This window comes from Cupriavidus sp. 05N40 (assembly GCF_056397305.1).
Genome location: NZ_JBFTND010000181.1, coordinates 1 through 23,807, shown reverse-complemented (window position 1 = coordinate 23,807; position 23,807 = coordinate 1). Strand labels below are relative to the sequence as shown.

The 23,807-nt window shown below is 62.2% G+C and carries 16 protein-coding genes and 6 pseudogenes; 9 read left to right on the top strand and 13 right to left on the bottom strand.

Going from position 1 to position 23,807, the window contains the following annotated elements; all coding sequences use genetic code 11:
• From AC1DO7_RS31345 to AC1DO7_RS31325, 5 genes are all read left to right on the top strand, one after another.
• A partial coding sequence (locus tag AC1DO7_RS31345) for a hypothetical protein (RefSeq protein WP_477116970.1) occupies nucleotides 1–218 on the top strand: 218 nt, incomplete at its 5' end.
• A 190-nt stretch (nucleotides 219–408) separates the two neighbouring features.
• A complete protein-coding gene (locus AC1DO7_RS31340) occupies nucleotides 409–588 on the top strand; it encodes a hypothetical protein (RefSeq protein ID WP_441621684.1) in 180 nt (59 codons plus the stop codon).
• 140 nt (nucleotides 589–728) lie between these two features.
• On the top strand, nucleotides 729–1,112 hold the full coding sequence (locus tag AC1DO7_RS31335) for a VOC family protein (protein ID WP_441621683.1): 384 nt from the start codon (nucleotides 729–731) through the stop codon (nucleotides 1,110–1,112).
• A 217-nt stretch (nucleotides 1,113–1,329) separates the two neighbouring features.
• A complete protein-coding gene (locus tag AC1DO7_RS31330; RefSeq protein ID WP_441621681.1) occupies nucleotides 1,330–2,688 on the top strand; it encodes an epoxide hydrolase family protein in 1,359 nt (452 codons plus the stop codon).
• Between the two features lie 112 nt (nucleotides 2,689–2,800).
• Entirely contained in the window at nucleotides 2,801–4,153 is a 1,353-nt protein-coding gene (locus AC1DO7_RS31325; RefSeq protein WP_441621679.1) for an epoxide hydrolase family protein, read from the top strand.
• Nucleotides 4,154–5,127: 974 nt separating this feature from the next.
• Here AC1DO7_RS31325 and AC1DO7_RS31320 read toward each other — a convergent pair.
• Nucleotides 5,128–5,583 (bottom strand): annotated as a pseudogene (locus tag AC1DO7_RS31320) (DUF4158 domain-containing protein); the annotation flags it as partial.
• A 122-nt stretch (nucleotides 5,584–5,705) separates the two neighbouring features.
• Here AC1DO7_RS31320 and AC1DO7_RS31315 point away from each other — a divergent pair.
• Complete coding sequence (locus AC1DO7_RS31315) at nucleotides 5,706–5,987, top strand: DUF1275 family protein (protein ID WP_441621678.1); 282 nt, start codon at nucleotides 5,706–5,708, stop codon at nucleotides 5,985–5,987.
• Nucleotides 5,988–6,058: 71 nt separating this feature from the next.
• On the opposite strand, the gene AC1DO7_RS31310 is transcribed toward AC1DO7_RS31315, so the two are convergent.
• Nucleotides 6,059–7,165 carry a porin gene (locus AC1DO7_RS31310; RefSeq protein ID WP_441621676.1) on the bottom strand — a complete coding sequence of 369 codons (1,107 nt, stop codon included), beginning with the start codon at nucleotides 7,163–7,165 and terminating at the stop codon, nucleotides 6,059–6,061.
• Between the two features lie 180 nt (nucleotides 7,166–7,345).
• On the opposite strand from AC1DO7_RS31310, the pseudogene AC1DO7_RS31305 reads away from it, so the two are divergent.
• Nucleotides 7,346–7,795: pseudogene (locus tag AC1DO7_RS31305) on the top strand (response regulator transcription factor); the annotation flags it as partial.
• A gap of 57 nt (nucleotides 7,796–7,852) precedes the next feature.
• Here AC1DO7_RS31305 and AC1DO7_RS31300 read toward each other — a convergent pair.
• From AC1DO7_RS31300 to AC1DO7_RS31260, 9 genes and pseudogenes are all read right to left on the bottom strand, one after another.
• Nucleotides 7,853–8,245, bottom strand: coding sequence for a response regulator transcription factor (locus tag AC1DO7_RS31300; RefSeq protein ID WP_441621675.1), 393 nt, complete (start codon nucleotides 8,243–8,245; stop codon nucleotides 7,853–7,855).
• Between the two features lie 542 nt (nucleotides 8,246–8,787).
• Complete coding sequence (locus AC1DO7_RS31295) at nucleotides 8,788–8,895, bottom strand: hypothetical protein (RefSeq protein ID WP_441621673.1); 108 nt, start codon at nucleotides 8,893–8,895, stop codon at nucleotides 8,788–8,790.
• Nucleotides 8,896–8,941: 46 nt separating this feature from the next.
• Nucleotides 8,942–9,697: pseudogene (locus AC1DO7_RS31290) on the bottom strand (porin); the annotation flags it as partial.
• 4 nt (nucleotides 9,698–9,701) lie between these two features.
• The gene (locus AC1DO7_RS31285) at nucleotides 9,702–9,995 is read right to left on the bottom strand and encodes a XapX domain-containing protein (RefSeq protein WP_441621671.1); all 294 of its coding nucleotides are present in this window, start codon (nucleotides 9,993–9,995) and stop codon (nucleotides 9,702–9,704) included.
• Nucleotides 9,996–10,032: 37 nt separating this feature from the next.
• Complete coding sequence (locus AC1DO7_RS31280; protein WP_477116969.1) at nucleotides 10,033–11,646, bottom strand: MFS transporter; 1,614 nt, start codon at nucleotides 11,644–11,646, stop codon at nucleotides 10,033–10,035.
• Nucleotides 11,643–12,077 (bottom strand): annotated as a pseudogene (locus AC1DO7_RS31275) (DoxX family protein). Before AC1DO7_RS31275 ends, AC1DO7_RS31280 begins: the two are co-directional and overlap by 4 nt.
• Before the next feature lie 59 nt (nucleotides 12,078–12,136).
• Nucleotides 12,137–14,083 carry an amidohydrolase gene (locus tag AC1DO7_RS31270; RefSeq protein WP_477116968.1) on the bottom strand — a complete coding sequence of 649 codons (1,947 nt, stop codon included), beginning with the start codon at nucleotides 14,081–14,083 and terminating at the stop codon, nucleotides 12,137–12,139.
• A 6-nt stretch (nucleotides 14,084–14,089) separates the two neighbouring features.
• Nucleotides 14,090–15,079 (bottom strand): alpha/beta fold hydrolase, encoded by a 990-nt coding sequence (locus AC1DO7_RS31265; RefSeq protein WP_477116967.1) that lies wholly within the window; start codon nucleotides 15,077–15,079, stop codon nucleotides 14,090–14,092.
• 117 nt (nucleotides 15,080–15,196) lie between these two features.
• Nucleotides 15,197–15,588, bottom strand: a pseudogene (locus tag AC1DO7_RS31260) (cysteine hydrolase family protein).
• A gap of 523 nt (nucleotides 15,589–16,111) precedes the next feature.
• On the opposite strand from AC1DO7_RS31260, the gene AC1DO7_RS31255 reads away from it, so the two are divergent.
• Nucleotides 16,112–16,720, top strand: a complete 609-nt coding sequence (locus tag AC1DO7_RS31255; RefSeq protein ID WP_441621722.1) for a response regulator transcription factor — start codon at nucleotides 16,112–16,114, stop codon at nucleotides 16,718–16,720.
• A gap of 34 nt (nucleotides 16,721–16,754) precedes the next feature.
• Here the strand turns inward: AC1DO7_RS31255 and AC1DO7_RS31250 are convergent.
• A pseudogene (locus AC1DO7_RS31250) lies at nucleotides 16,755–22,185 on the bottom strand (AAA family ATPase).
• 278 nt (nucleotides 22,186–22,463) lie between these two features.
• Entirely contained in the window at nucleotides 22,464–23,279 is an 816-nt protein-coding gene (locus AC1DO7_RS31245; protein WP_441621720.1) for an SLC13 family permease, read from the bottom strand.
• Here AC1DO7_RS31245 and AC1DO7_RS31240 point away from each other — a divergent pair.
• Entirely contained in the window at nucleotides 23,273–23,587 is a 315-nt protein-coding gene (locus AC1DO7_RS31240; protein ID WP_441621728.1) for a hypothetical protein, read from the top strand. The two genes, AC1DO7_RS31245 and AC1DO7_RS31240, sit on opposite strands and share 7 nt — an antisense overlap.
• The last annotated feature ends 220 nt before the right edge of the window (nucleotides 23,588–23,807 follow it).

The following is a 23,807-nucleotide window of genomic DNA, read 5'->3' as shown; positions in this document are numbered from 1 at the left end:
AACACGCGCAGCGCATGCGCGCACTGCGGGTCATCCGCCGCACTACCGCTGCGGTGTCGCTCCTGCTATTGCGGGCAGCCTTATCGAATCCTCTTCGCCTAGCACGCTCCTTTGATGACAGCGAGCTTGCCGCCACGGGCTACCGTCTCAGCCTTAATCGTCGGCGCTACCCACTGATCTCCCGTTCATCGGTCGCCGTCTGTCGTTGCTTTTCGTAGTCGCGACGCCCCTTCGGCCAACTGCCGTTTGTGAGCAGATCACCGCAAAGCCTTGTTTTTCTTGATACTATGATTTTCATAGCTACACTAAGACGTACCGATGTGTGAGACGTCACGCACCGTCAATCTTAAGCAGCAGGCGCCACTGCGAGAAGCGACTTTTTACTCAATGACCTCAAGGAAATCGATCATGACTAGCAACATCGCCAAGCGCTTCGTACTCACTATCGCCCTGGTTACCGCCGCTGCCGGGGCGCAGGCAGCCGGACTGTCCCATCACGGCGCGGGTGGCCCGTACACCGACAGCGCCCGTTCGGTGCAGGAACCACGCAGTCCGTACACCGACGGTGCGCATGTGGAGTCCCACTGAGAGGTAGGCAGGCGTATCCGATGAAGACGTGCCGCCGCACGAGTTCGATCCTGAAATCGTGGCATGTCGTGCGGTCGCTTTGCCGGCTCTGACTGTCGAACCGGCCGCGCTCAACCTGTTTCCCAAGGAAGGACCCCGCAATGTTCAGTCATGTAGTGGTCGGCACCAACGACCTGGAAAGAGCCAGGAAATTCTACGACGCCGTTCTGGGCACGCTCGGCTATGGCGAGGGCCTGCTCCGAGCTATCGGCGACTATGCCTATCTCTCCGACAAGGGCTTGTTGATAGTGACCCGGCCACTTGATGGTCAGCCGGCCACCCCCGCCAATGGCGGCACGATTGGCTTCACCTGCCAGTCGATGGACCAGGTGGATGCCCTGCATGCCGCCGCGGTCGCCAACGGCGGCAGATCCGTCGAGGATCCGCCTGGTGTACGCAACACGGAAGCGGGCCCGCTGTATCTCGCCTATGTGCGTGATCCGGATGGCAACAAGCTCTGCGCTCTGTATCGCATTCCTGCCTGACACAGCCGACAGCGACGAAGGCTCGTTCGAACGGCCCTGGCCACGGGGCATCCAGCGGCTTTGCCGCAAGTCCTCCACGAAGCGAGGGCGGAACCATTCCCGATATCGCGTCAATCGATAAACGGCCAGTCAATCAATTTACAAGCTGTGTACTCGGTGGAGTAACACCACTGACGACCACGACGCCCCAATCCTTCCACTTGCCGAGAAATTTGATATGCAAGATAAGCCCAATTTCAATCGCCGTCGCTTTTCCGCAGCCGCGGCGGCAAGCGTTACCGCGGGATCGCTCGGAATTTTCAATCTCTCACAGCATGCAAATGCCATGACTACAGGTGCCCCACTTCAGGGCAGTGACGGGGTTGCCGTGCATCCGTTTCATGTGAATTTTCCGGAATCAAAGCTCGTCGAATTGCGTCGACGCATCAGGGAAACAAATTGGCCTGAGCGGGAAACTGTTTCGGATGAATCCCAAGGTGTGCAGCTCGCGACGATTCAGGCACTCGCGCGCTATTGGGCGACCGGTTACGACTGGCGCAAGGTCGAGGCGAAGCTGAATGCTCTGCCGCAGTTCATAACCGAAATCGACGGGTTGAACATTCACTTCATCCACGTTCGTTCGAAGCATGACAATGCCTTGCCGCTGATCATCAACCACGGATGGCCCGGCTCGATCATCGAGCAACTGAAGATCATCGATCCATTGACCAATCCCACAGCCCACGGTGCGAGCGCATCGGACGCTTTCCACGTGGTGATTCCGTCAATGCCCGGCTATGGATTTTCAGGCAAGCCGACGAGCACCGGCTGGGGTCCCGAGCGCATGGCCAAGGCATGGGCAGTCTTGATGAAGCGCCTCGGCTACACCCGCTATGTCGCCCAGGGCGGCGACTGGGGTGCATTTGTCGTCGATCAAATGGGATTGCAGGCTCCTCAGGGACTGCTTGGCATCCACACCAATATGCCCGCGACGGTTCCAGCCGACATCGACAAGGTGCTCCAGATCGGCGGCCCGGCGCCAGCCGGCCTGTCAGCGGAGGAGAAACGCGCCTTCGAGCAGCTCGACCTGACGTTCAAGGAAGTGAACTACGCCCGGCTGATGGGCTCGCGTCCGCAAACGCTCTACGGCATTGCCGATTCACCTGTCGGCCTCGCCGCGTGGCTCCTCGACCATAACGATGCCGATGGTCAACCGGCTGCGGCAGTCGCCTCGGCTCTGCAGCGGACCAGCAGCGCTACAGGCGAACTGACGCGCGACGAAATCCTCGACAACATCACGCTGTACTGGCTGACGAATACTGGTGTTTCGGCATCTCGTCTCTACTGGGAATACAAGGGCGGCTTCTTTAATGCCAAAGGCGTCAAGATCCCGGTGGCCGTGAGCGTGTTCCCCGGCGAGCAATATCAGGCGCCGCGGAGTTGGACGGGGCGGGCGTATCCCAATCTCGTCTATTACAACAAGGTCGACAAGGGCGGGCACTTTGCGGCCTGGGAGCAGCCGATGCTTTTTTCCGAAGAGCTTCGCGCGGGCTTCAAGCCAGTTCGCGTAGAGACGATGCGCCCGCATGACAATTGACCTGTTCAAGCTCACGGGCCGCAAGCCAATGAGCATATAAGCCTTCGTGAGGCTGCACACATCTGACTTGACTCGCAAGGCAACACACAGTTTAAGGCTGGAGACCGATCCCATGTCAAACAACGCTCCCATATCCTCATCGCGCCGGCACTTTGTCGGTACGGCCGTCGCAGCGACCGCCGCCGGCTCGCTGAGCCCGCTCGGCTTCGCAGGCACAAGCCTGGCATTCGGCAAGATCACGGAGCCTGCGATCGGCGACAAGACCGCGATTCGCCCGTTCCGCGTTCACGTCCCCGAATCGCAGCTCGTCGACATGCGGCGGCGCATCAAGGCCACGCGCTGGCCGGACCGTGAGACCGTGCCCGACGAATCGCAGGGCATTCAGCTCGCAACCATCCAAGGGCTCGCTCAATACTGGGCGACCGGCTATGACTGGCGCAAATGCGAAGCGCGACTGAATTCGTATCCGCAGTTCATGACCGAGATCGACGGGCTCGATATCCATTTCATCCATGTACGGTCGAAGCACGAAAACGCGATGCCGTTGATCGTGACGCACGGCTGGCCTGGATCAGTCATCGAACAGTTCAAGATCATTGATCCGCTCGTCAATCCGACCGCGTACGGCGCTCCGGCTTCAGATGCGTTCCATCTCGTGATTCCGTCCTTGCCTGGCTACGGATTCTCTGCCAGGCCCACCACGACTGGCTGGGGGCCGGAGCGCACCGCGCGCGCGTGGGTCGTGCTTATGAAGCGCCTTGGCTACGACAAATTTGCTTCGCAAGGCGGCGATCTCGGCGGCGTTCTGACCAACATCATGGCCATGCAGGCGCCACCTGAACTGATCGGCATACACGTGAACTTCCCTGCGTCCGTGCCGGCGGACATTCTCAAGTCGCTTGTCGCGGGCGATCCGACGCCCGCTGGCTTGTCGGATGAGGAAAAGCATGGGTATGAGCAATTGAGCGCAAACTTCAAGAGAAAGCGCGGATATGCACTCGAAATGGGTACGCGCCCGCAAACGCTATATGGACTCGCCGACTCGCCCGTCGCGCTGGCTTCCTGGCTCCTCGACCATGGCGACGGTTACGGCCAGCCCGCCGCGGCGTTGAGCGCGGCCGTGCTCGGTCATCCCGTCAACGGCCATTCCGCCGGCGCGCTGACGCGAGACGACCTGCTTGACGACATCACGCTATATTGGCTGACCAATACTGGCATCTCGGCAGCGCGTTTCTACTGGGAATCGCACTCGAACTTCTTCCTTGCAGCCGACGTCAACGTGCCGGCTGCCGTCAGCGCGTTTCCGGGGGAAAATTACCAGGCGCCGAGGAGCTGGACCGAAAAGGCCTATCACAACCTGATCTACTTCAATAAACCTGAAACAGGTGGGCACTTTGCGGCGTGGGAAGAACCGATGATTTTCGCGAGTGAAGTGCGCGCAGGATTAAGGCCCTTGCGGACATAAAGCGCGAAACGCTCCGATGCGCATGTATCGGAGCGCATGTCTTCTACGACAATGCGTGGAGCGCGGAATAGGCCCGCGGCATTCGGTAATCTACAGGCGGCTCCATACTGAACATCAACGACGGGTGAGAGGCCGCTATTTGTTCGAGGCAGACGCTTGAATGTCCGGTCCGGCGCTCAGACGAATGACGCCCGATGGCCGACAAGCGCCTGATCGACCCCGAGATCCGCGACGCCAGTGTCAGTCGGCAAGAGCTGCCCTTCGGCCTGGGGCAGCCTCTACGACTGCGTCTAATGCTCAAGCAGTCATTCGAAGGGGCAAGTGGGCCGCAGGCTCATGGGCGCCATGCACCGAAATCACCACAGCCCAACGCGCGCTCCGCTTGAACTGCGTGCCCCCTGTCATGGACAACGCTGCGAACTTCGCAAGAGCGCACAAATCCGCATAAGGCGGTCGAGGCGTCGCTTGCGCGATTCATCAAGGCTTCGACCAGCCCGACATCGTCCGGGCGTGCGCGTTACTGGCCGAAATGACGCCTGGCAGGAATGGGTTATGCGGGATCTGCTGGGGGCGCTAGGGGATTGCGCGGCGCGGCACCGGAAGACGGTCGACGCGTGGCAAGGCCCGCGACGATTGCTTAAGCCGTGAGAATATTGACTAGATGCTCCATTTTGCCTTCTGCTTGTGCAAACGCCTCAGCTTCCTCCGTGATCGATCTTCCCGCTCGAAAGACCGTCTGAACAATGCCAGCGAGTGTGTGGTGTTTCACCAGGACGAATCCCTGATGCTTCCCAGAGGACAGGAGCTGCGTATAGGCTTTTAAATCGTGATACCCCACGCGTTTCTGGCTCTCCATTGCGCCCCCGTTTCGACGAGGAGGAATCGTAACGTTGGGGCAGTGCTCAGTGCGGCCTTGGACTGCCGCCAATGCGAGCGGAGAGGTATTGCCTATAGGCGTATTCAACGTCAGCAACGATCTGACGCAGGACCAGCGCATCGATCGTCGCGTTGATGATATCTACCGGCTGGTCCATCGTTTCGGCGGCGTCGCGCGCAGCGCGGATAGTAACCTCGTTGGCAGCGGTGCCGAGGTAGGCCTGGATGCCAAGGAATTCTCGCACGGCCCTGTAGTGCCGGAACAAGGTCGGCGACACCTTCCGGTCGTAGCCAAACTTCGTACCTAGGCTCAGGCCGGCACTGATGCGCACCAACTCCGTCACGCTGGCAGGAATAGTGTCAAGGTCCGGGAAGTGGTGTAACTGCTGAAAGACCTTCAGGAGCACCAGCAGACCAAGTCGGGATTCTTGCCCGCGTGTGGACCGGGTTGCCCAGTCCAGCTCTTCCGCGCTTGGTGTGTAACAGGCCCGCAATTCCTTGAGGGAAAAGACCTTCGGGAAACGCGGGTAGGCGGTACGCTCGACGGTGGCCATACAGGATCTCGACAATCGCTGAAAGGCCGGCCAGCCTAGCTGGGTCAGGTGACAGTTTGCTGCTTATTTCCACAAGTAATTAGTATCGCTTCTTATATAACCAGAAGGATTATGATAGCGGCTTGGGCGTATCTTGGTCAGGGGCCGCTACCACGATCATGACCGGTAATACTACCCAGATCGTGATCGACCTGGTCGATTTGTCGTCGGCCGGGCCTGAGCAGGCAGGCGCGATCCACGTGCGCTTGCGCAAGATGTTGCCCGCTGTGGCGGGCTTTGCCGCCGGTGCGGTGCTGGGCGCGCTGGCGTTCGCTGCCGTCAGCTTCTGCTGTGTCCTGCTGCCGGTACTGCTGCTGGCGGCGCTATGCCGCCAGCGGTGGCAGGCCAGGCTGGTGCTGGCGTGAAAACCTGCGAGGCGGCGCGTTCAACCATGACGCGACCCTCGCCCCCTGATCAAGACTGACGGGCCAGCCTGCTAGAACTTGTGACGGATGCCAAGCACCGCACCGAACTGGTTTTCCGAGCCGGAAACCGTGCCGAAGCCGGTCCCCTGAATGGAGCCGGTGCCACCTGCGGTCAGGCCTAAATTCGAGCCATCCTTGTTCTTGGTGTAACCGAGGTTCAAGTAGGCATCGGTACGCTTGGACAGCGCGTAGTCAGCCGATGCCACGAAGCTCCACGGATCCGCCTTGGTGCCCCGGAAGTCCTGGAAGTAGGCAACGCCGGTCAGGGACAATGCCGGGATCAGCTGATAGCGCAGACCCAGCCAGTACAGATTAGAGACGTTGTTAGCGCCGAGATTACCCGGGAGCGTGGCGCCACCGAGCGCCTTGGCCCAACGATATCCGGCGTAGGCCTTGGCGGGGCCGATGGAGTACGAGCCGGCCAGGCCGGCGCGGCGGATTTCGGCCTCCGTCAGGGGACCGGTCGCGGCCGCGCCGGGATTGGTTGAGTCGTAGATGGCGCCGACAGCGAACGGACCCGCAGCGTAGGTCAGGCTGGCACTGTACTCGCGCCCGATCCTCGGGCTGCCAGGGACTTCACCAGAGGCGCCGGCGCCGGTGTTCGCGCCAAAGCTGTACAGCGCCTTGGCGGACAGGCCACTGAAGGTGCCGATGTACTTGACCGAGTTATCGGCACGGCTGCCGAAAGCGGCGTCCTGCCCCAGGATCGAGTAGTTGGTGCTGACGGCCATCGGGTCGAAGTCAACGTTGAAATCATGGAACGGCGTCTGATGCCGGCCCAGGGTCAGGGCGTTCCAATTGTTCTGCAGGCCAACATAGGCCTGGCGACCAAACAGGCGGCCTGCGAAGGATGACTTGCCGTCGTCCACCGTGAAGCCGTTTTCCAGCACGAAGACACCCTTCAGGCCACCTCCGAGGTCTTCCACGCCGCGCAGGCCCCAGCGGCTGCCTGCCAGGTTGCCGGAGGTCATGCGCGTCACGCCATGGTCGCCGCCGGGTTGGTGGTTTTGGTACTCGATGCCAACGTCAATCAGGCCATACAGTGTCACGCTGGACTGGGCATACGCACTACCGGCAGCCAAGACGGCGACGGTGGCTGCAAAGTGTTTCATCTCCATATCGCCTCTTTCCTTGTTAGCATATTGGGAAACCTCTCTACAGTGCTTGTCCTGGCGAAAACACTGCGCGCAGTGCCTTGGAATAATAGCCCGTTCCCGGCTGACATTGACGGATCTTGGGCGACTTCAGTGCATTCGCGCCAGGCCGTGAATTGAGCGGCGAGCTGTTTGCGATGGCGCATGACCGGCTACGGGGACATTCCGATGACGGTTGCTGCCATGAAGGCGGGAGCAGAACACTTTCTTTCCAAGCCGTTCCGTGAACAGGAACTGCTCGATGCCGTCACGGAGGCACTACAGAAGGAGGGCTCGCGACGTGAGCATTTGTGCCGACTGGCTGCAGCGCGCGACTGCTTTCGTTCCCTGACGCTGCGGGAGAGTGAGGTCATGGCGCATGCCACATCAGGTTTGACAAACAAGGAGATTGCCGCCGCCATGTGCATCAGCGTGGTGACTGTCAAAGTTCATCGATGCCAGGCAATGCGAAAAATGAGGGCTCGGAGTTTCGCTTATCTGGTGCTACTTGCGCAAACTCTCGGTCTCGTGCTGCTTCCCTCTAAGTCCGAAGCTGCTGAGCAGCCTGCTATCCGGCTGCGGCCTCGACAGCTTAGAACCGCAACCCGAGCGTAGGGACGGCATCGGGCGGCGTGCAGAGGACGAAGGTCATGTAAGGACTGCACGACACACTCACGATGGAGGAGTGTCCGTCTTGCGAGGACGCAACGCTTTTTCAATGCAGTGGATCATGTCCGTATCCTGGAAGGGCTTGTAAAGGACGCACGTCGCACCCAATGCCATGGCACGCTGATCGAATCCCTCATGCGCAAATGCAGTCATGAAAATGACAGGCATATCGAGATTGCGTGCGCGCAGGGCCTCTATCAAAGCGAAGCCGTCCATGCCGGGCATTTTCGCGTCTGTGATCACGCAGGACAGGCAAGGCAGCGAAGTGCACCGCAGTAGCTCTTGACCGCCTCCGAACAATTGCACGCCAAGATCGAGCGAACGCAGCAGCCCGCCCACGGCATTTCGGACAGCGACATCGTCGTCAACTATTGCGATCGTGGCGCGAGCTATCACACTGACTCCTTGTATACGCGTTGAGCGCTGGCAATGCTCTGCTGGAATAGTAACGCCAAACCGGTGCATACCCTATCATACGATGGTATTGCCGATTCCTCGGGTGCACGTCCCACGCTACGTTGCGATGAAGTCACGCTGGCCAGGAAAATCAGTCCCCCCGCGATAGTGAGCCGGCCAGCTATTCTGTCCGATTCATACCAAGGTATTACATACATGGTTGCTTCGAAATGGCACCGCATATTCAAAAGTCCTTGTGGGTGCGGGCGGCCCCGGGACCGTTTGATGATTGATGATTGATGGTAGATGGCGCTATTGGGATTGTCGATGCTGCTGTAGTAGCGGAGCAGCGTCGCGTCCTTAGCCTGCAGTCGGCCTGCTTGCCCGCAGTGACGCGTTATCTTGCTGAAATCGTCGAAGGCACGAGACTTGGCTTGGTGCCGCCAGCCGCTCGATCGCAGACCGCGGCAAGTGCCAGTCTTGCTGGTACCGACTCAAGTTCCCGCTGCCCTCCGGAGCAGGACAGCGGTGAATCGGTCAGCTTACTTTAGGCAGTTCACTGCACGCCGGATTCCTTCACCATAGGTCGGATCGGCCTTGGTGAAATTCTCAATCTGCACGCGCACGATCTCCTCGGGCACGCCCTGCATCGCCACCGCGATGTTCGCGAACAGCCGCTGCCTCTGGCCGTCGTCGAACACCTGCTTTGATTGCGTCGTCGTTGCGTCCGCTGGTCTGATAGTGCTGGTGGATTTCATAGGCGAGCGTCAGGTTCAGGTTGCCGTGGTCATAGGCGGTGGCAAAGGAATACAGCGCCGGATTGCGCGGCACCGTTGTTTTCTCTTCCGGCAATCCCCAGGCGATGGCGCCGCTCAAGCCGTGCCACGTCGGCGACTGGTAGTACAACGAGTTCTTCTGCCGTCGATCAAATGAGCTGGTGTTCTGGACATTGTCGCTGGTAGAGGCAGCGCCATTGCCTATCAGCGCCATGTAACCCGCAGTGGTGGGGTAACGGGTCGTAGCTCTTGGTCGCACTTGTGTATGGTGTGTCCCAGTTGCCCATGAATAGGGTGCCGTACGGGCTCTGAAGGCCGAGCCGGGTATCTCGCGCGGCGATTTGCCCCGTGCCGTTGTCAATCGACAGGGCGCTTTCGATTTGCCAGATCGCCTTGATCCCGTTGGCCAACTGTTCCTCGCCCCGTAAGCCGAACACAGAGCGGTTATTCGTGAGCCGCGCCGTATTGCCCAATCTGGTGCCGTCGGTTGCGGTGGTCACGGTCACATACTCGATCGCCGTGTTCAGCCGGCCATAGATCGCGACGTTGTTGTCCGCCACGGCAGAGGTGCCGCGGCCGCGGCCAAAGACGCAGCCAGGGCCACGTGAATGCGCCGGGGCGCGATTGCGTTAGTGCGGCTGGCAGGTGCTTCGGGCTGCTTTCGGGAGCGGCTCATGCTGTTATTGGTTCCCTTCCTTGCTACGCGCGGGGAGGGATGCCGACGGTTCAACGGCCGTGTCCGCTTTGGGCGGTGTACCCGTAATCTTCGGGACGCATTCGCCGCGGAACCATGCAATGGTGACGGGCTCGCCGGCCAGCATGCGCTTGACCGGCGGCACAACCTGCTCGCCAATCAGCATGCCCAGCAGCCCGATCAAAGCAATTGCGGGCGGCGCAGGCGAGCGGACCTGCATCAGTGCATAGATAATGCCGACCAGGATGCCGGCGCCAAGGGAGATGAGATAGAGTTTCATATGTGACAAGGTTGGAGAGGGGGAAATCGGTGCGACGTCACGCCGGCGGCAAGCCCAGGCCGAGCAGGTGTCTCACGTGGGGCGGCTCGACGCCCACGTGGAAGCTGGCCAAGTCGCGCTGCASATCGGCATCGGCGTGCGGTACGCGCTCGTGCTGGCGCAGGTGCTCGGCCCACGACTCSACSAGGAACCACTCGGTCAGCAGTTCGGGGTTGGCCGGATCTTCCATCACGCCCCAGCTGAACGCGCCGTCACGCAAACGCTCTTCCGACAGCTTGTGCACCGCATGCAGAAACGCATCGCGGTTGGCGGGCGGGATGCAGTATTCGATCAGGATCATCACCGGACCACGGTCGTGCGCGATCTCGCCGGCCATCTCCGGTTCGGGCCAGTGACGTGCGGGACCGAGGTCTTCTTCGCCGCGCGGCAGCCGCATGCGGTGCAGGATCAGCGCGGTAACGACCAGCCCCGCCGCGGCGATCAGCAGCGCATGCGGTGTGCCCAGTGCCTGCGCCACAAAGCCCCAGACCAGGCTGCCACCTGCCAGCGCGCCGTTGAACACCATCTGGTAGACCGCCAGCGCGCGGCCGCGCACCCAGTTCGGCAGGATCGCCTGCGCCGCGCCGCCGAGCGTGGTCAGCGCCATGATCCACGCGGCGCCAAGCAGCAATAGCAGCGGCAATGCCAGCCATATGGGTGGTGCGCTCGACAGAGCCGCCATGACGACCGCCGTGACGATCGCGGACAATAGCACCATGCCATCTGCATCGAGCCGCTGCTGCAGCCTGGACATCGTCAGCGCGCCAAGGATCGCGCCAGCGCCCACTGCGCCCAGCAACACGCCATAGAGGCCGGCACCGCCATGCAGCAGCTGACGGGCTACCAGCGGCAACAACGCCCATACGCCGCTGCCGAAGGCAAAATGCACGGCAGCGCGCGCCAATACTACGTGCAGCTTGCTGTGCGCGCGTGTGAAGCGTAAGCCTGCTCGGAAAGCGCTGAAGAAGTGTTCGCGCAGCGGATCGCTTGGCTTTTCGGGACGCTTCCACCAGATCAGCGCAGCGATGACGAACACATAGCTGAGCAGGTCTGCGCTATACGTGGCAGCCGCGCCGAATGCCGCGAGCAGCAGACCCCCGGTAGCCGGTCCAATCGCACGGGCGACGTTCACGCCCAGCGAGTTCAGCGCCACGGCCTGTCGCAGCGTGCTCGGCGGCACGAGTTCGGGCACGATCGACTGCCACGTCGGCCCCATCATCGCCGCACCCACACCGCCGACGAACGCCAGCCCAATCAGGATTTCGATTGTCAGCGCCTGGCGCCACGCCAGCAGCATCAGCGTGCCACTGACCATGGCCAGTCCGATCTGGATCACGATCAGGAAGCGGCGCCGGTCGAGGATGTCGGAGAGCACACCGGCCGGAATCGCTAGCAGGAATACTGGCAGCGTGGCAGCCGCCTGGATCGTGGCGACCGCCGCCGGTGAAGTGGAAAGATCGGTTGCCAGCCATGCGCTGGCCACATCGCGCATGAAGCTGCCAATGTTACCGAGGATCGTGGCCACCCACAGTACCGCAAACGTGGGTTGGGCCAGCGGGGCAAACGTGCCCCCCGATGCAGGCCTGGCTGCCGAGGTGGCAGATTGCGTCATGGTTGTCTCCGCGTGCGAAGGTCATCCCACGCCACGAGCAGGAACCCACCCACCAGGCCCAGATGTTCGAAGAACGCGTTAGCCATCATGAACTACGCCTCGGGCGGTGCGCTCCAAAACCGGTTGGCCAGGAACGTGGCCATCAGCGTGAACGCCGCCAGCGCCAGTGCGCCTAGCCAGCGCCAGAAGCCGGTCAGGATCATTGCCGACGCACCAAGCTCCAGCGCAATCGTCGCCGCAGCCAGCGGCACGGCGGGCGACAGGCCGAAGCGCTGCATCTCTGTCACTGCGCTGGAGAAGTCAAACAGCTTGACCAGCCCGCCTTGCAGGTACGCCGCGCAAAGCAGCAGCAGGGCGATCCAGCGCACCCAGCGCGGCAGCAGGTGGGAGGAATTGCCGGCTGCCACCAGCGGAGAAGACGAGGAATGCATGGCGGGTCTCCGGTTTCAATACGGTACGGATTGCGAGATGCGTTAGCGGCCGGGAACGTTCAGAACGCCCAGCACGAGCAGCCCAGCGCCCCCCAGAAGCTGCTTTCGTCCGACGTCGGCACGCTCGATGTCCAGGCCTTGGCGTGAGCATGACCATGCACGCCGCACGAGCTGGCGCAGCCACAGGCGGTGTTCATCGCGAGCTGCTTTGCCTTGGCCGTCGGGCGCGGCTGGTACTGGCTGCCATGACGGGCCGGAGACCAGTCCGGCATCGCCGGCGGAATGTCCGGCGAGTGCTTGCCGAATTCGTTGTCGCCATAGACCACCTTGCCGCCCAGCACCGTCATCACAGACGTGATGTCCTGGATGTCGTCGCCCGGCACGGCGAAGTAGTCGGCCGACAGCACGGCCAGGTCGGCCAGCTGGCCCACCTTGATCTGGCCCTTCTTGCCCACTTCAGATGAGAACCAGGTGTTGGCCTCGGTCCACAGGCGCAGCGCCGTTTCGCGATCGAGCAGGTTGGCCTGTGGATACATCGACATGCCGCCGACGGTCTTGCCCGTGGTCAGCCAGTACAGCGAGACCCACGGGTTGTACGAGGCCACGCGTGTGGCGTCGGTGCCGGCGCCGACTTTCACGCCTCTTTCCAGCATCTTCTTGACCGGCGGCGTGGCTTCGGCAGCGCGTGCGCCATAGCGCTCGACAAAGTACTCGCCCTGGTAGGCCATGCGGTGCTGCACCGCGATGCCGCCACCGAGCGCGGCGATGCGGTCGATATTGCGGTCGGAAATCGTCTCGGCGTGGTCGAAGAACCAGTTCAGGCCGTTGAACGGGATGTCTTTGGCTACCTTCTCATAGACATCCAGCGCACGGGAGATGGTCTGGTCGTAGGTGGCATGCAGCCGCCACGGCCAGCGCTTCTCCGCCAGCAGGCGGATCACCGGCTCCAGATCGGCTTCCATCGACGGCGCCATGTCGGGGCGCTCGACGCGGAAGTCCTCGAAGTCCGCCGCCGTGTAGACCAGCATTTCACMGGCGCCGTTGTGGCGATAGAGGTCATCGCCCTGGCCGGGCTGCACCGTCGACGTCCACGTCTTGAAGTCGCTGAGTTCTTCCTTCGGCTTYTGCGTGAACAGGTTGTACGCCAGCCGCACCGTGAGCTGCCCGTCCTTGTGCAGCTCCTCGATGATGTTGTAGTCCTCGGGGTAGTTCTGGTAGCCGCCGCCGGCGTCGATCACGCCGGTCACGCCCAGGCGGTTCACCTCTCGCATGAAGTGGCGCGTGGAGTTCTTCTGGTATTCGGGCGGCAGCTTCGGCCCCTTGGCGAGCGTCGCATACAGAATCGTCGCGTTCGGCTTGGCCAGCAGCAGGCCGGTGGGATTGCCAGCCTTGTCGTGCACGATCTCGCCGCCCGGCGGATTTGGCGTGTCCTTGGTATAGCCCACCGCGCGCAGCGCCGCGCCGTTCAGGATCGCGCGGTCATACAGGTGCAGGATGAACACCGGCGTGTCGGGCGCTACCGCGTTCAGTTCCTCGATGGTCGGCAGGCGCTTTTCTGCGAACTGGTGCTCGGTAAAGCCGCCCACCACGCGCACCCATTGCGGGGCGGGCGTGCGGGCGACCTGGTCCCTGAGCATGCGCATGGCGTCCGCCAGCGAGCGCACGCCGTCCCAACGCAGCTCCATGTTGTAGTTCAGGCCGCCGCGGATGATGTGCATGTGGCTGTCGATCAGCCCGGGGATGGCCCGCCGGCCGTTTAGGTCGACAACCTTCGTCTGCGCSCCGGCCAGTTTCATGATGTCCTGTCGCGTGCCGACGCCGACGAAGCGGCCATCGCGCATGGCCACGGCGTCGGCCTGCGGGTTGGTACGGTCGAGCGTGGCGAACTTGCCGTTGACGAGGATGAGGTCGGGAGTCGGGGTCGGTGACATGGCGAGTAGCTCCGAAGAGGCTGCCGSACCGAGGGCGGCAGCCGAGGCGATGAAGTGCCGGCGGGTAATGGACATCTCGGCTTATGCGTTCAGGAAGGCCAGCAGGTCAGCATTGACCTGGTCGGCGTTGATCACGCACATGCCGTGCGACGCACCCGGATATACCTTGAGCGTGGCGTTCTTGACGATCTTGGCCGACAGGCGGCCCGAATTGCCGATAGGTACGATCTGGTCGTCGTCACCGTGCAGGATCAGCGTCGGCACGGTGATTTTCTTCAGGTCCTCGGTGTAGTCCACTTCCGAGAACTCCTTGATGCAGGCGTACTGGCCCAGGAGGCCACCGGCCATGCCCTGCGCCCAGAACGCATCGATGGTGCCTTGCGAAACCTTGGCGCCGGGCCGGTTGAAACCGAAGAACGGCACGGCCAGGTCCTTGTAGAATTGCGAGYGGTTTTCCGCCACGCCCTTGCGGATGCCGTCGAACACCTCCATCGGCAGGCCGTTCGGATTGGCCGCGGTCTTGAGCATGATAGGCGGCACCGCGCCGATCAGCACCGCCTTGGCCACGCGCTTCGTGCCATGACGGCCGATGTAGTGCGCCACCTCGCCGCCGCCGGTGGAGTGACCGACCAGCGTTGCGCCCTTGATGTCGAGGGCGTCCAGCAGCGCGGCCAGGTCGTCGGCGTAGGTGTCCATGTCATTGCCCTGCGCGGGCTGGTCCGAACGGCCATGGCCGCGCCGGTCATGGGCGATCACCCGAAAGCCCTTCTGCACGAGGAACAGCATCTGGGCGTCCCAGGCGTCGGCATGGAGCGGCCAGCCGTGGGAGAACACCACCGGGCGGCCCGTGCCCCAGTCCTTGTAGAAGATGCGCGTGCCGTCTTTGGTCGTGACGTAGTGGTCCTGCTTTGTGGCGCGGCTGCTGGCTGGCGCGGCTTCCGCGGCCGTGGGCGTTAGTGCGACAATCGAAGCCACTGATGCGGCCGCGGCGCCAACGGTGCTGCCTACCAGCAGTTGCCGGCGCGATGCATCGATGTTGTGACCTGGGTCCTGGGTGTGTTCTTTTTGCATGATCAGGGCTAGCCGAAAGTTGGCACGAAATCCTGGATGAATGAGATCGCTGGTTGCATCGGCCTATGCGCGGAAATCGTGCGTAGGCCGATGACTGTCTTTTTCTTGATCAGCTGTTTAGCGTGCGGGCACCGGGGCGATGGCTTCATGCGCCGTGGCCGTGCGCTGGGCGGCCTTGTGGACCATCGTGTACGCGTAGTCGACACCCATGCCGTAGCGCGCACCTTCTGGTCGTCCCACGAGTTCATMGAGGTGCGCTCCAGCGTYTYCTKGYCMGGRAACACGTCRAGCAGYTCSGGRTAGGTGWAGCCSGAGAACGAMTCGCTYTCGACGGTGGTGATCGTCGTCGGGATATTGAAGATCTTGGCCGCCTTGGCCAGGCCGACGACGTTGTTCTTCATCGCCTGGCGGTCCATCGACTGGACGCCGAAAGCCATCTGCGGTTGATGGTCGATGAAGATCAGCTGGCTGTTCTGCGGGGTGAGGACTTCAAGCTTGGGATTGGACATTGCGTGCTCCTGTTGGGGGCGAGAGTAGGGCTGCCGCGGCACCAGCCGCCGCGACAGAGCCGCGTCGGGGCGGCTAGGCATAAGGGCCGCGACTGGCGTTTGTATCCGGATCGCAACCTGACGCAAGAATAGTCGGCGCTGTCGGCCATGGCCATTGTCGATTCGTATTAGTCGTGCGCGCCTTGGTTTCATCGCGACACCGCTAGGCCRTGCCACAGCAAACGGGAATAGCTTCCCCGGCCCTTGCGGCGTGAGGAGACATAGGGCTGTGTGCGACTCTGATGTGTTGCACCCTGCATACTGGCTGGCTGGCTGGGGCTGGCTCCGAGAGCCACGCCGAACTAACCCCATGGTATAAGTATTCAGGATCTCGGCAATGTGATGTAATACAAAGTTTTGCGGGGATCATGCCAAATTGGCGTGAGTGGGCCTGCCCAGACCCGCGCACCGATGAGTGCACTGGAGATTGACTGTGACAATCAACAGCTTCGTAACCGCGGACACCAGTGCGAGTGATGAAGCGATGGTGCTAATCGTTGATGACGACGCGATGCTTCGCGGCGCGTTGGAGAACCTCTTCCGATCAGTCGGGATGCGCGTCGCACTGTTCGCATCCGCTGCCGAACTGCTAGCATTCGAGTTCCCGGACGCGCCCACTTGCCTTCTGCTCGATGTCAGGCTCCGCGGGCAGAGTGGCCTGGACCTACAGACTCGGCTGTCCCAAATGGGCATCCAAGTCCCAATCATTTTTATGACTGGTTACGGCGACATCCCCATGACCGTTGCCGCTATGAAGGCTGGTGCTGAGGATTTTTTGGCGAAGCCATTCCGCGAGCAGGTCCTGCTCGATGCCGTGGCGGCCGCCTTGCAAAAGGATCAGCATCGCCGCCATGGCATGCGTAAGCTGGATGAACTGCGAGCCAGCTACCAGGGCCTGACGCCGCGTGAGGCCGAGGTCATGCGCATGGTGGTGACCGGTCTGCTGAACAAGCAGATCGCCAGCGAGCTAAGTATCAGCGAGGTCACCGTGAAAATTCATCGCGGCCAGGCCATGCGCAAGATGAAGGCGCGCACCTTTGCCGAGCTTGTATTGATGGCACAGCAGCTCGGCATTTGCGAGTCGCTGCTTTGAGTCCCTGTAGCCGCCCGCCGTCGGCGGGCGGCATCTAGTCTTGAGGCGGCAGGGTGAACTGAAACACGGCCCCGCAAGGCGCGTTGGGGCTGGCCCACAGCCGCCCTCCATGTGCCTCGACGATCAACCGGCAGATCGCCAGGCCCATGCCCAGACCTTCGGCCTTGGTAGTAAAGAACGTCTGGAAAACCCGCTCCGGATCTTCCGGCTCCAGTCCGATGCCAGCATCCTGAACGGCAACCAGCACAGCGCCGGATGCGTCGAGGCTTGACCGAATCAGCAATTCCCGCGGCCGCTCTGCCACCTCTTTCATTGCCTCGATGCTATTCATCATCAGGTTCAGGAGCACCTGCTGCAACTGCACCCGGTCACCCACAACCGGCGGCAGGTCCGGCGCCAGCTCCGTCCGGAGCAGGACTTGATGGCGGCTTACCTCTCCCCGGATGAGGCCAATCGTGTCTTCGATAAGGGTGTTCATGTCAAGGTGCACCGTGACGGCGGCCGTCTTCTTAAGCAGCGCACGCATTCCTCCAATCACTGCGCCAGCCCGATGGCCATCCTGAACGACGCGCCCCAACGTCTCTCGCACCTCGGCGAGATCGGGCGGCTGGCGAGCGAGCCAGCGCAGGGCCGCATTGGCGTTGGCGACGATGGCGGTCAACGGCTGGTTGACCTCGTGAGCGATCGAGGCGGTCAGCGCGTTCAACGTCGTCACGCGGGTAACGTGTGCCAGTTCGGCCTGTGCCTGGTGCAGTGCCTCCTCGGCGCGCTTGCGCTCGGTTAGATCAAGTATGTAGGAGACACCTTGGTCCCCACCCTCTTCGAATGTCGCGCACCCTAGCAGGACGGGCACGCGGCTTCCATCCTTGCGGAAGAACTCTTTTTCGAACGGCGGCAAGGTCCCGTTGATCCGAAGGTCCTGGAGCAACCGTGCGTCACGCTCGCGCCAGTCCGGGGGCGTCAGGTCCGTCCAGCGCAAGGGGGCTGAGGCGAGGTCCTCGCGGTCGTAGCCCAGCATGCGGAGGAACGCGTCATTGGCCTCGAGGATTCGGCCGTCCAGGTGCCAGATACAGATCCCGATGATGTTGGCCTCAACCAGGCGCTGGATCTTCGCTTCGCGTTGTGCGAGATCCCGATACAAACAAGTAATCTCCAGGGCGATCGCGGCCTGCGAGGCGAGCATCTTCAGCACGGCGGTTCGGCTCGGCGCGAAGACGCGTGGTGAGAGGTTGTTCTCGAGGTAAAGCACCCCGATGAGCTTGGCCTGTGTGAGCAGTGGCAGGCAGAGAATCGATCGGGCATGATGCTGCAGAATGTACGGATCGGCGGAAAATGGGTTCTGTGTCGCGGCATTGTCGAGAATAATGTTCTCGCCGGTGCGCAAGACATAGTGGAGCATCGATACCGGCAGCGCAGTCGCAGTCACGCTCTCGTCGCGGAGCTGCACCGTGACAATATCGCCACCGGTCGTAGCCTCTGCTGCGATGCGCTGATCGGCCCCTCGGGGCAGGATCAGCAGTCCCCGTTCCGCGCCGGCCTGTTCAATCGCGGTGCGCATGAGGGTGTCGAGTAATTTGTCCAGGACGATCTCGCCGGACACAGCTTGCGACACCGCAATCACGGTGGCGAGGTCCAGGTGTTCGACTGGCGCCCCGATCGTCGTCGTCGGTGCGGGTGCTCGCTCTTCCCCCCAGAGGTGCGGATACAACGCATCGAGTTGCCGCACCTTACCGCCGGCGCCCCAGCGGAGATAGCCATGGCGGGCATCCTGCAAATACACGCGGGCAATCTTTTCAAAGCCACGCGCAGCATAGAATCGCGCGGCCAACTCGTTGGCGAGTGCCTGGTTATGGATGAAATCATTGTCCTGTGCAGAGCGGATGGCCTGCTCGTAGAGGCCCATTGCATCAACTTCGCGCCCATCGAGGCGGGCGATTTCCGCGCCAACCAGTGCGGCTCTGTTCTCGAAATTCTCTGGACAATGCTCGGACCAGATAAGGAGCTGGCGATGATGTACGGCCAATGCCTCCAGGTGCTGGGTCCGTTCTGGCGCGGCGGCCGTGCTGCAGCATGCGGCCCGCGCCAACGCTGCGTAGAAGTGGTATTCCGCCTGCTCGAAGAACGATGGCGATGTCCAGAGGAGACTTTCTGCCCTGTCCGCCGCCGTTATGGCGGCTGCGTGGTCGTCGGCGAGGAGGCGTGCCTGCAGTTTTCGGATCCAGTACCAGCAGGTGGCGAGGGCGGGGCCCGGAGCCTCATCCAGATACCGCTCAAACTGTTCCTCGTTGAAATCATCATCATCGAAGACGCCGAAGATCGGGGTCAGGCCGCGCAGAGTTCGCGCTAGCTGGAGCTGGGGGGTAACCCGGTCGACGGCGAGACCGAACCTCGCCCGGCGCGCGAAGCCGATCGCGGCCTCGGCTTCGTTCTGCACCTCGGCAAGCGGATCGCCGCAGGCGAGCAACTGCGTAATGAGGTTGTTGCGCGCGAAGGACGCATAGGTAAGGTCACCAAGCTTGCTGGCCACGTCGAAAGCGCGCCGCACCAGGCTGCGCGAGGCACGGATGGGTTGCGTCCATTGCATCACGTGGCCGCCGAAAGCCTGGTAGACGCGGGCCCTGAAGCGGCCCCAGGAGCATGCCGAGCCAGGTATAGGCGAGGCACGACGCGTCGCTGTTGCCATGCTCGAGGCTGAGGTTTGCCATCCGTCCGATGATGAGGGAGCCCAGGTTCACGTCGGTGTACCAGGCCGGCAGCATTAGCGCGGTCAGGACATCCATTGTCTCGCACGCGACCGCATTGGTCATCATCGGCAGGTCGAGCAGCGCCTCGATCGGGCGGTCGCCAAGTTGCCGCCACATCCGATCGTATTCCTGCAGAACCTCCTCATCTGTCGGGTGTGCCGAACACTGGACGCCGGCCCGGTACAGGCTGTCGAGGCCCACCTCGACGGCGCGCTCGCGCTGGCCGAGGGCCAGAAACAGCTCCAGCCGCAGCTGGGTGATGGAGGCCAGATCGGGGAGGCTGGCGGGACGGCACGCAAGCTCGGCCAGGCGCGCGTCCGCCGCGGCCGACGCGCCGGTCAGAAATTCGCATTCGGCGAGATGGAACTCGAGCGCGAAAGCAAACTTTGGCCGGTGCTTCCAGGCGTCCCCCTGCACGAACGCTGCACCGGCGGTGAGATAGGTTAGCGCCGAGGCGTAGGCCGTGGACGCTTTGGCGCGCTGGCCGGCGAGCAGATTCAGCTCAGCCACTTGCTCCCGCTCCTCGGCCGCGGTGATAAGGTCGGCGCCACGGTTGAGCTGGCCGACGATCTCGAAGACACGCTCAGCTATTGCCTCGGGCGGCGTGCCCGCAGCGAGCTGTCTGCCAATAGCGAGGTGCGCTGCCGGCCGCGCGCCTTCAGGAATCAGGGCGTAGGCCGCCTCCTGGATACGATCGTGCAGGAATCGGTAGATATTTCCCAAACGCAACACAAGTCCGGCGCGTACCGCCGGCCACAGGGCCGCGTCCAGCTCCGCCTCGCTGGCATCCTGGACCATGGTCAGGATGGCGATCGGCGCGTCATTACCGAGACACGCCAACTGCGTCAGGGCGTTACGGGTCGCCGCGGGAAGGCGTCTCAGCTTGGCGAGCATGAGATCGACCACATTGTCGGTGAAGCCCTTCGCCCGAATCTGCTCAAGGTCCCAGGACCAGCGCGCGCCACGATGATCGAAAACGAGCAGCCCCTCTTCGCTCAGGGCGGTGAGGAACTGGATAGCGAAAAATGGGTTACCGCCAGTCTTCTCCTGCACCAGGCGGGCCAGAGGTGCGGCGTCCCCAGTTGCGCAATGCAAGGCATCGACGATGAGTCTGCTTACATCGTCGAACCCAAGGGGGCAAAGTGCAATGTCATTTACCCGCCCCCCGGCCTGGCGGATTGCCGACAATCGCAGTAGCAACGGATGTCCAGGCTTGACTTCATCATTCCGATAGGCTCCGATAAGCAGCACGTGGCGTACCTCCGGCTGGGTCGCCAGATACTCGAGCAGATCAAGTGTTGCCGCATCCAGCCACTGCAGGTCGTCGAGAAAGAGTGCCAGCGGACGCGCGGGTTGAGCAAAGACGGCAAGCAGGCGCTGGAAAACCATCTGGAATCGGAGCTGTTCGTCGCGCGGCGGCAGCTCCGGAACCGGCGCCTGCGGCCCCAGAATCAGCCCGAGCCCGGGTATGAGCGGCACCATGAGGCCGCCATTCGGGCCCAGCGCCTCCGCCAGTGCGGCGCGCCAGGGCGCCAAGTCGGCCTCGCTCTTGCCCAGTAGTGGGCGGACCAGATTCTGGAAAGCCTGTGCCAGCGTCGCATACGGGATGTCTCGCTTGTACTGATCGAACTTGCCCGAGGCAAAGAGACCATTCCTGAGAGCCAGTGCGCTGCGCAACGCAAGCACGGCCGAGGTCTTCCCGATACCGGCGTAGCCGGAGACCAGCACAATCTCTGACGTGCCCTGGGTCACCACCCTATCGAAGGCTGCGAGCAAGGTCTCAATCTCGCGCTTCCGTCCATAGAGCCGCTCCGGAATCAATGGGCGATCAGGCAGGTCGTGCTCGCCGAGCGGGAAGGTGTCAATGCTTCCCCGGTTTTCCCATGTGGCCAAACTGCGCCGTAGATCGGCCTCCAGCCCCGCTGCGGTCTGGTAGCGCTCCTCCGCCGTCTTGGAAAGCAGCTTCATCACCATGGCGGAAAGCAATGGCGGGATCGACGGTACCCGTTCCGCCGGCGGGGTTGGCTGTCGGGCGAGATGGCTGTGCAACAGGTCCATCGGGTCGTCGGTGGTGAACGGTAGCACGCCCGTGAGCATTTGATAGAGCGTGACGCCGAGCGAGTAGAGGTCACTCCGCGCGTCGATTGGCCGGTTCATGCGTCCGGTCTGCTCGGGGGCCATGTAGGCCAGCGTGCCGGCGATCTCTTCCGGTGGCGCCAGTGCCTGGCGCTCGCGCGACTGGCGCGAGGCAATGCCGAAGCCCGTGAGCCGCGCCTCGATAGCGGCATCGTTCACCAGTATATGGGCCGGCTTGATGTCCTTGTGTATAAGACCCCGCTGGTGGACCTGGTCCAGGGCCGTGGTGATGCTGATGGCCAGGCGCAAGAAACGGCCTACCTCCATGGGGGCGCCCAGTAGCCCGGCAAGCGGCTCGCCGCCGGGGTCCTCAAGCAGCAAAACAGTCCGACCATGTTCCCGCACAAGCTCTAGCGGCCGCACCGCCCAACTKCCGTCCAGCGCGCCCTTCAAGTCGTATTCGTGTGCGAGGCGAGCGAGGCTAGAGGGCAGCGGGTGCTCGGCCGCGGGCCACACAGCCAGCACAGCCTTCGGCTCGCCATCTGGGCCGAGTCGCGAGCCTCGACCGACAACGCGATCGCCGTCCTCCCATGCGACCTGGAAGCCGACGCCAGTCTCAGTACCGAAAGAAAATAATGAGTTCATCTGCCCTGTTCCACTCTCAAATCGGTAACTGCCATTGCTGTCTCTGGACCGGATCCGTCGAACAAATGTTTCTGCTACTGTCGTACGGGTGAGCTGGTCTTGGTGGGCGATTTTGCCACGGGCTATGCCTTCATGCTTCGCGCGCGCATCTCGCATCACATTTTCTATTGCAAGGGCCGCACTCGCGTCCCTTGCGACGGCTTTACAGGCTCTTGGGTTGCTCGCGCAACGTTTCGAGCGAGAACACGATCAACAGACCGCCCTTGGGTTACCCCGTTTTATCGGACACCCATTAGCGGGACGGTGTCAAGTGAGCAAAGGACACCCGCGTCTGCTTGAGCGACCGATTTTGAATTCGAGTATCCGAATGCAGTGGCCCGAACTCGTCCGTTAATGAACAGGATGCCGGACAGCGAACTGACCAAGGCAAGGAGCGGTCCAGCCAGCTCGTGCTGCGCCAGCGGTAGTAGCAGCATCACGGCCGGCACATTCGATACGAGGTTCGACAGAAAAAAGGTGGCCCCGAATAGCGGTGCAAGCCGGTCGAGGTGAAGACCGGCAGCGGCGAGGTCGTTGATGACGGCGGCGGTGACGCCGGATTGCTGTAGCGCATGATTGACCACGAAGAGCGCCATGAACAGGATCAGGAGCTCCCAGTCGACGAGGCCAAGCGTCCGAGTGGAATGCATTTTGCGGTTCATCAACAACACGCCCGCGCCGATGAGCGCCACGTGCTCGCGCGGCCAAAGCCCGACAAGGAACGCCACGAGTAGCACTGCCGCAACTGCGAGTCCCTTGGTAGTCTGCCAGCGGTCCAGCGGCACTTCGTCGGCACGCCGTGCCGCCTCATCAAACGTGCCCGCAGCGCTTGCGGGAGCCGACCTGCGACCCTTTACCTGCCAAGTAATCAATGCCCAAGTTGCCAAAAGTCCGAAGGTGACTGGCACCATCGCCTCGCCAACATAGGCGAAAAACGGCATGTGCAACGTCTGGCCGATCAGCATGTTCTGTGGGTTCCCGATCAATGTGGCGGCGGAGCCAATATTGGAGGCACAGGCAAGCTGGTTAGGCGGGTCAACCCCGTTGGATGGAATTGGAGCGCCAGGGTGCCCACACGCGGATCGATGTGGATGACATCGTCGATGCGCATCTGAGGGCGCAGGACGGCGACGCGTACGCGCAGCGCCACGCCGACCGCGAATCGCAGACGCTGCGGGCCGGACAGGGTCCGCCGCAGGTGTATGCCGCTCACGTCGGTAATAGTCAAGGTCACGAGGGTGATCTTGCCCGGATGGCGAGCCTCGTTCACATCGGCGCCGAACTTGCCCGCATCTTTCGGTTGGCTGTCCAGCACAGTGATGCTGGCTGGCCCGTCGAGATTTTTTCCCCGTCGCGACTCTGAACGGCTGTCCAAATCCTGCTTTCAAGCCTGCGGTTCCCCATTGGCTTAACGCGCCTGGCAATGACTTGAGCCGATGTCGCATTCTGCACACCCTTCCAATTGACGGGACGATTGGGTTATTACCCGCCGAGCATCAACTCATACCCTTGCTTCACCGGTAAAAGGCCGGAAGGAACCATATCGTCAATCAGGACGGAGCAGGAGGAGAGCGCATGAAGAG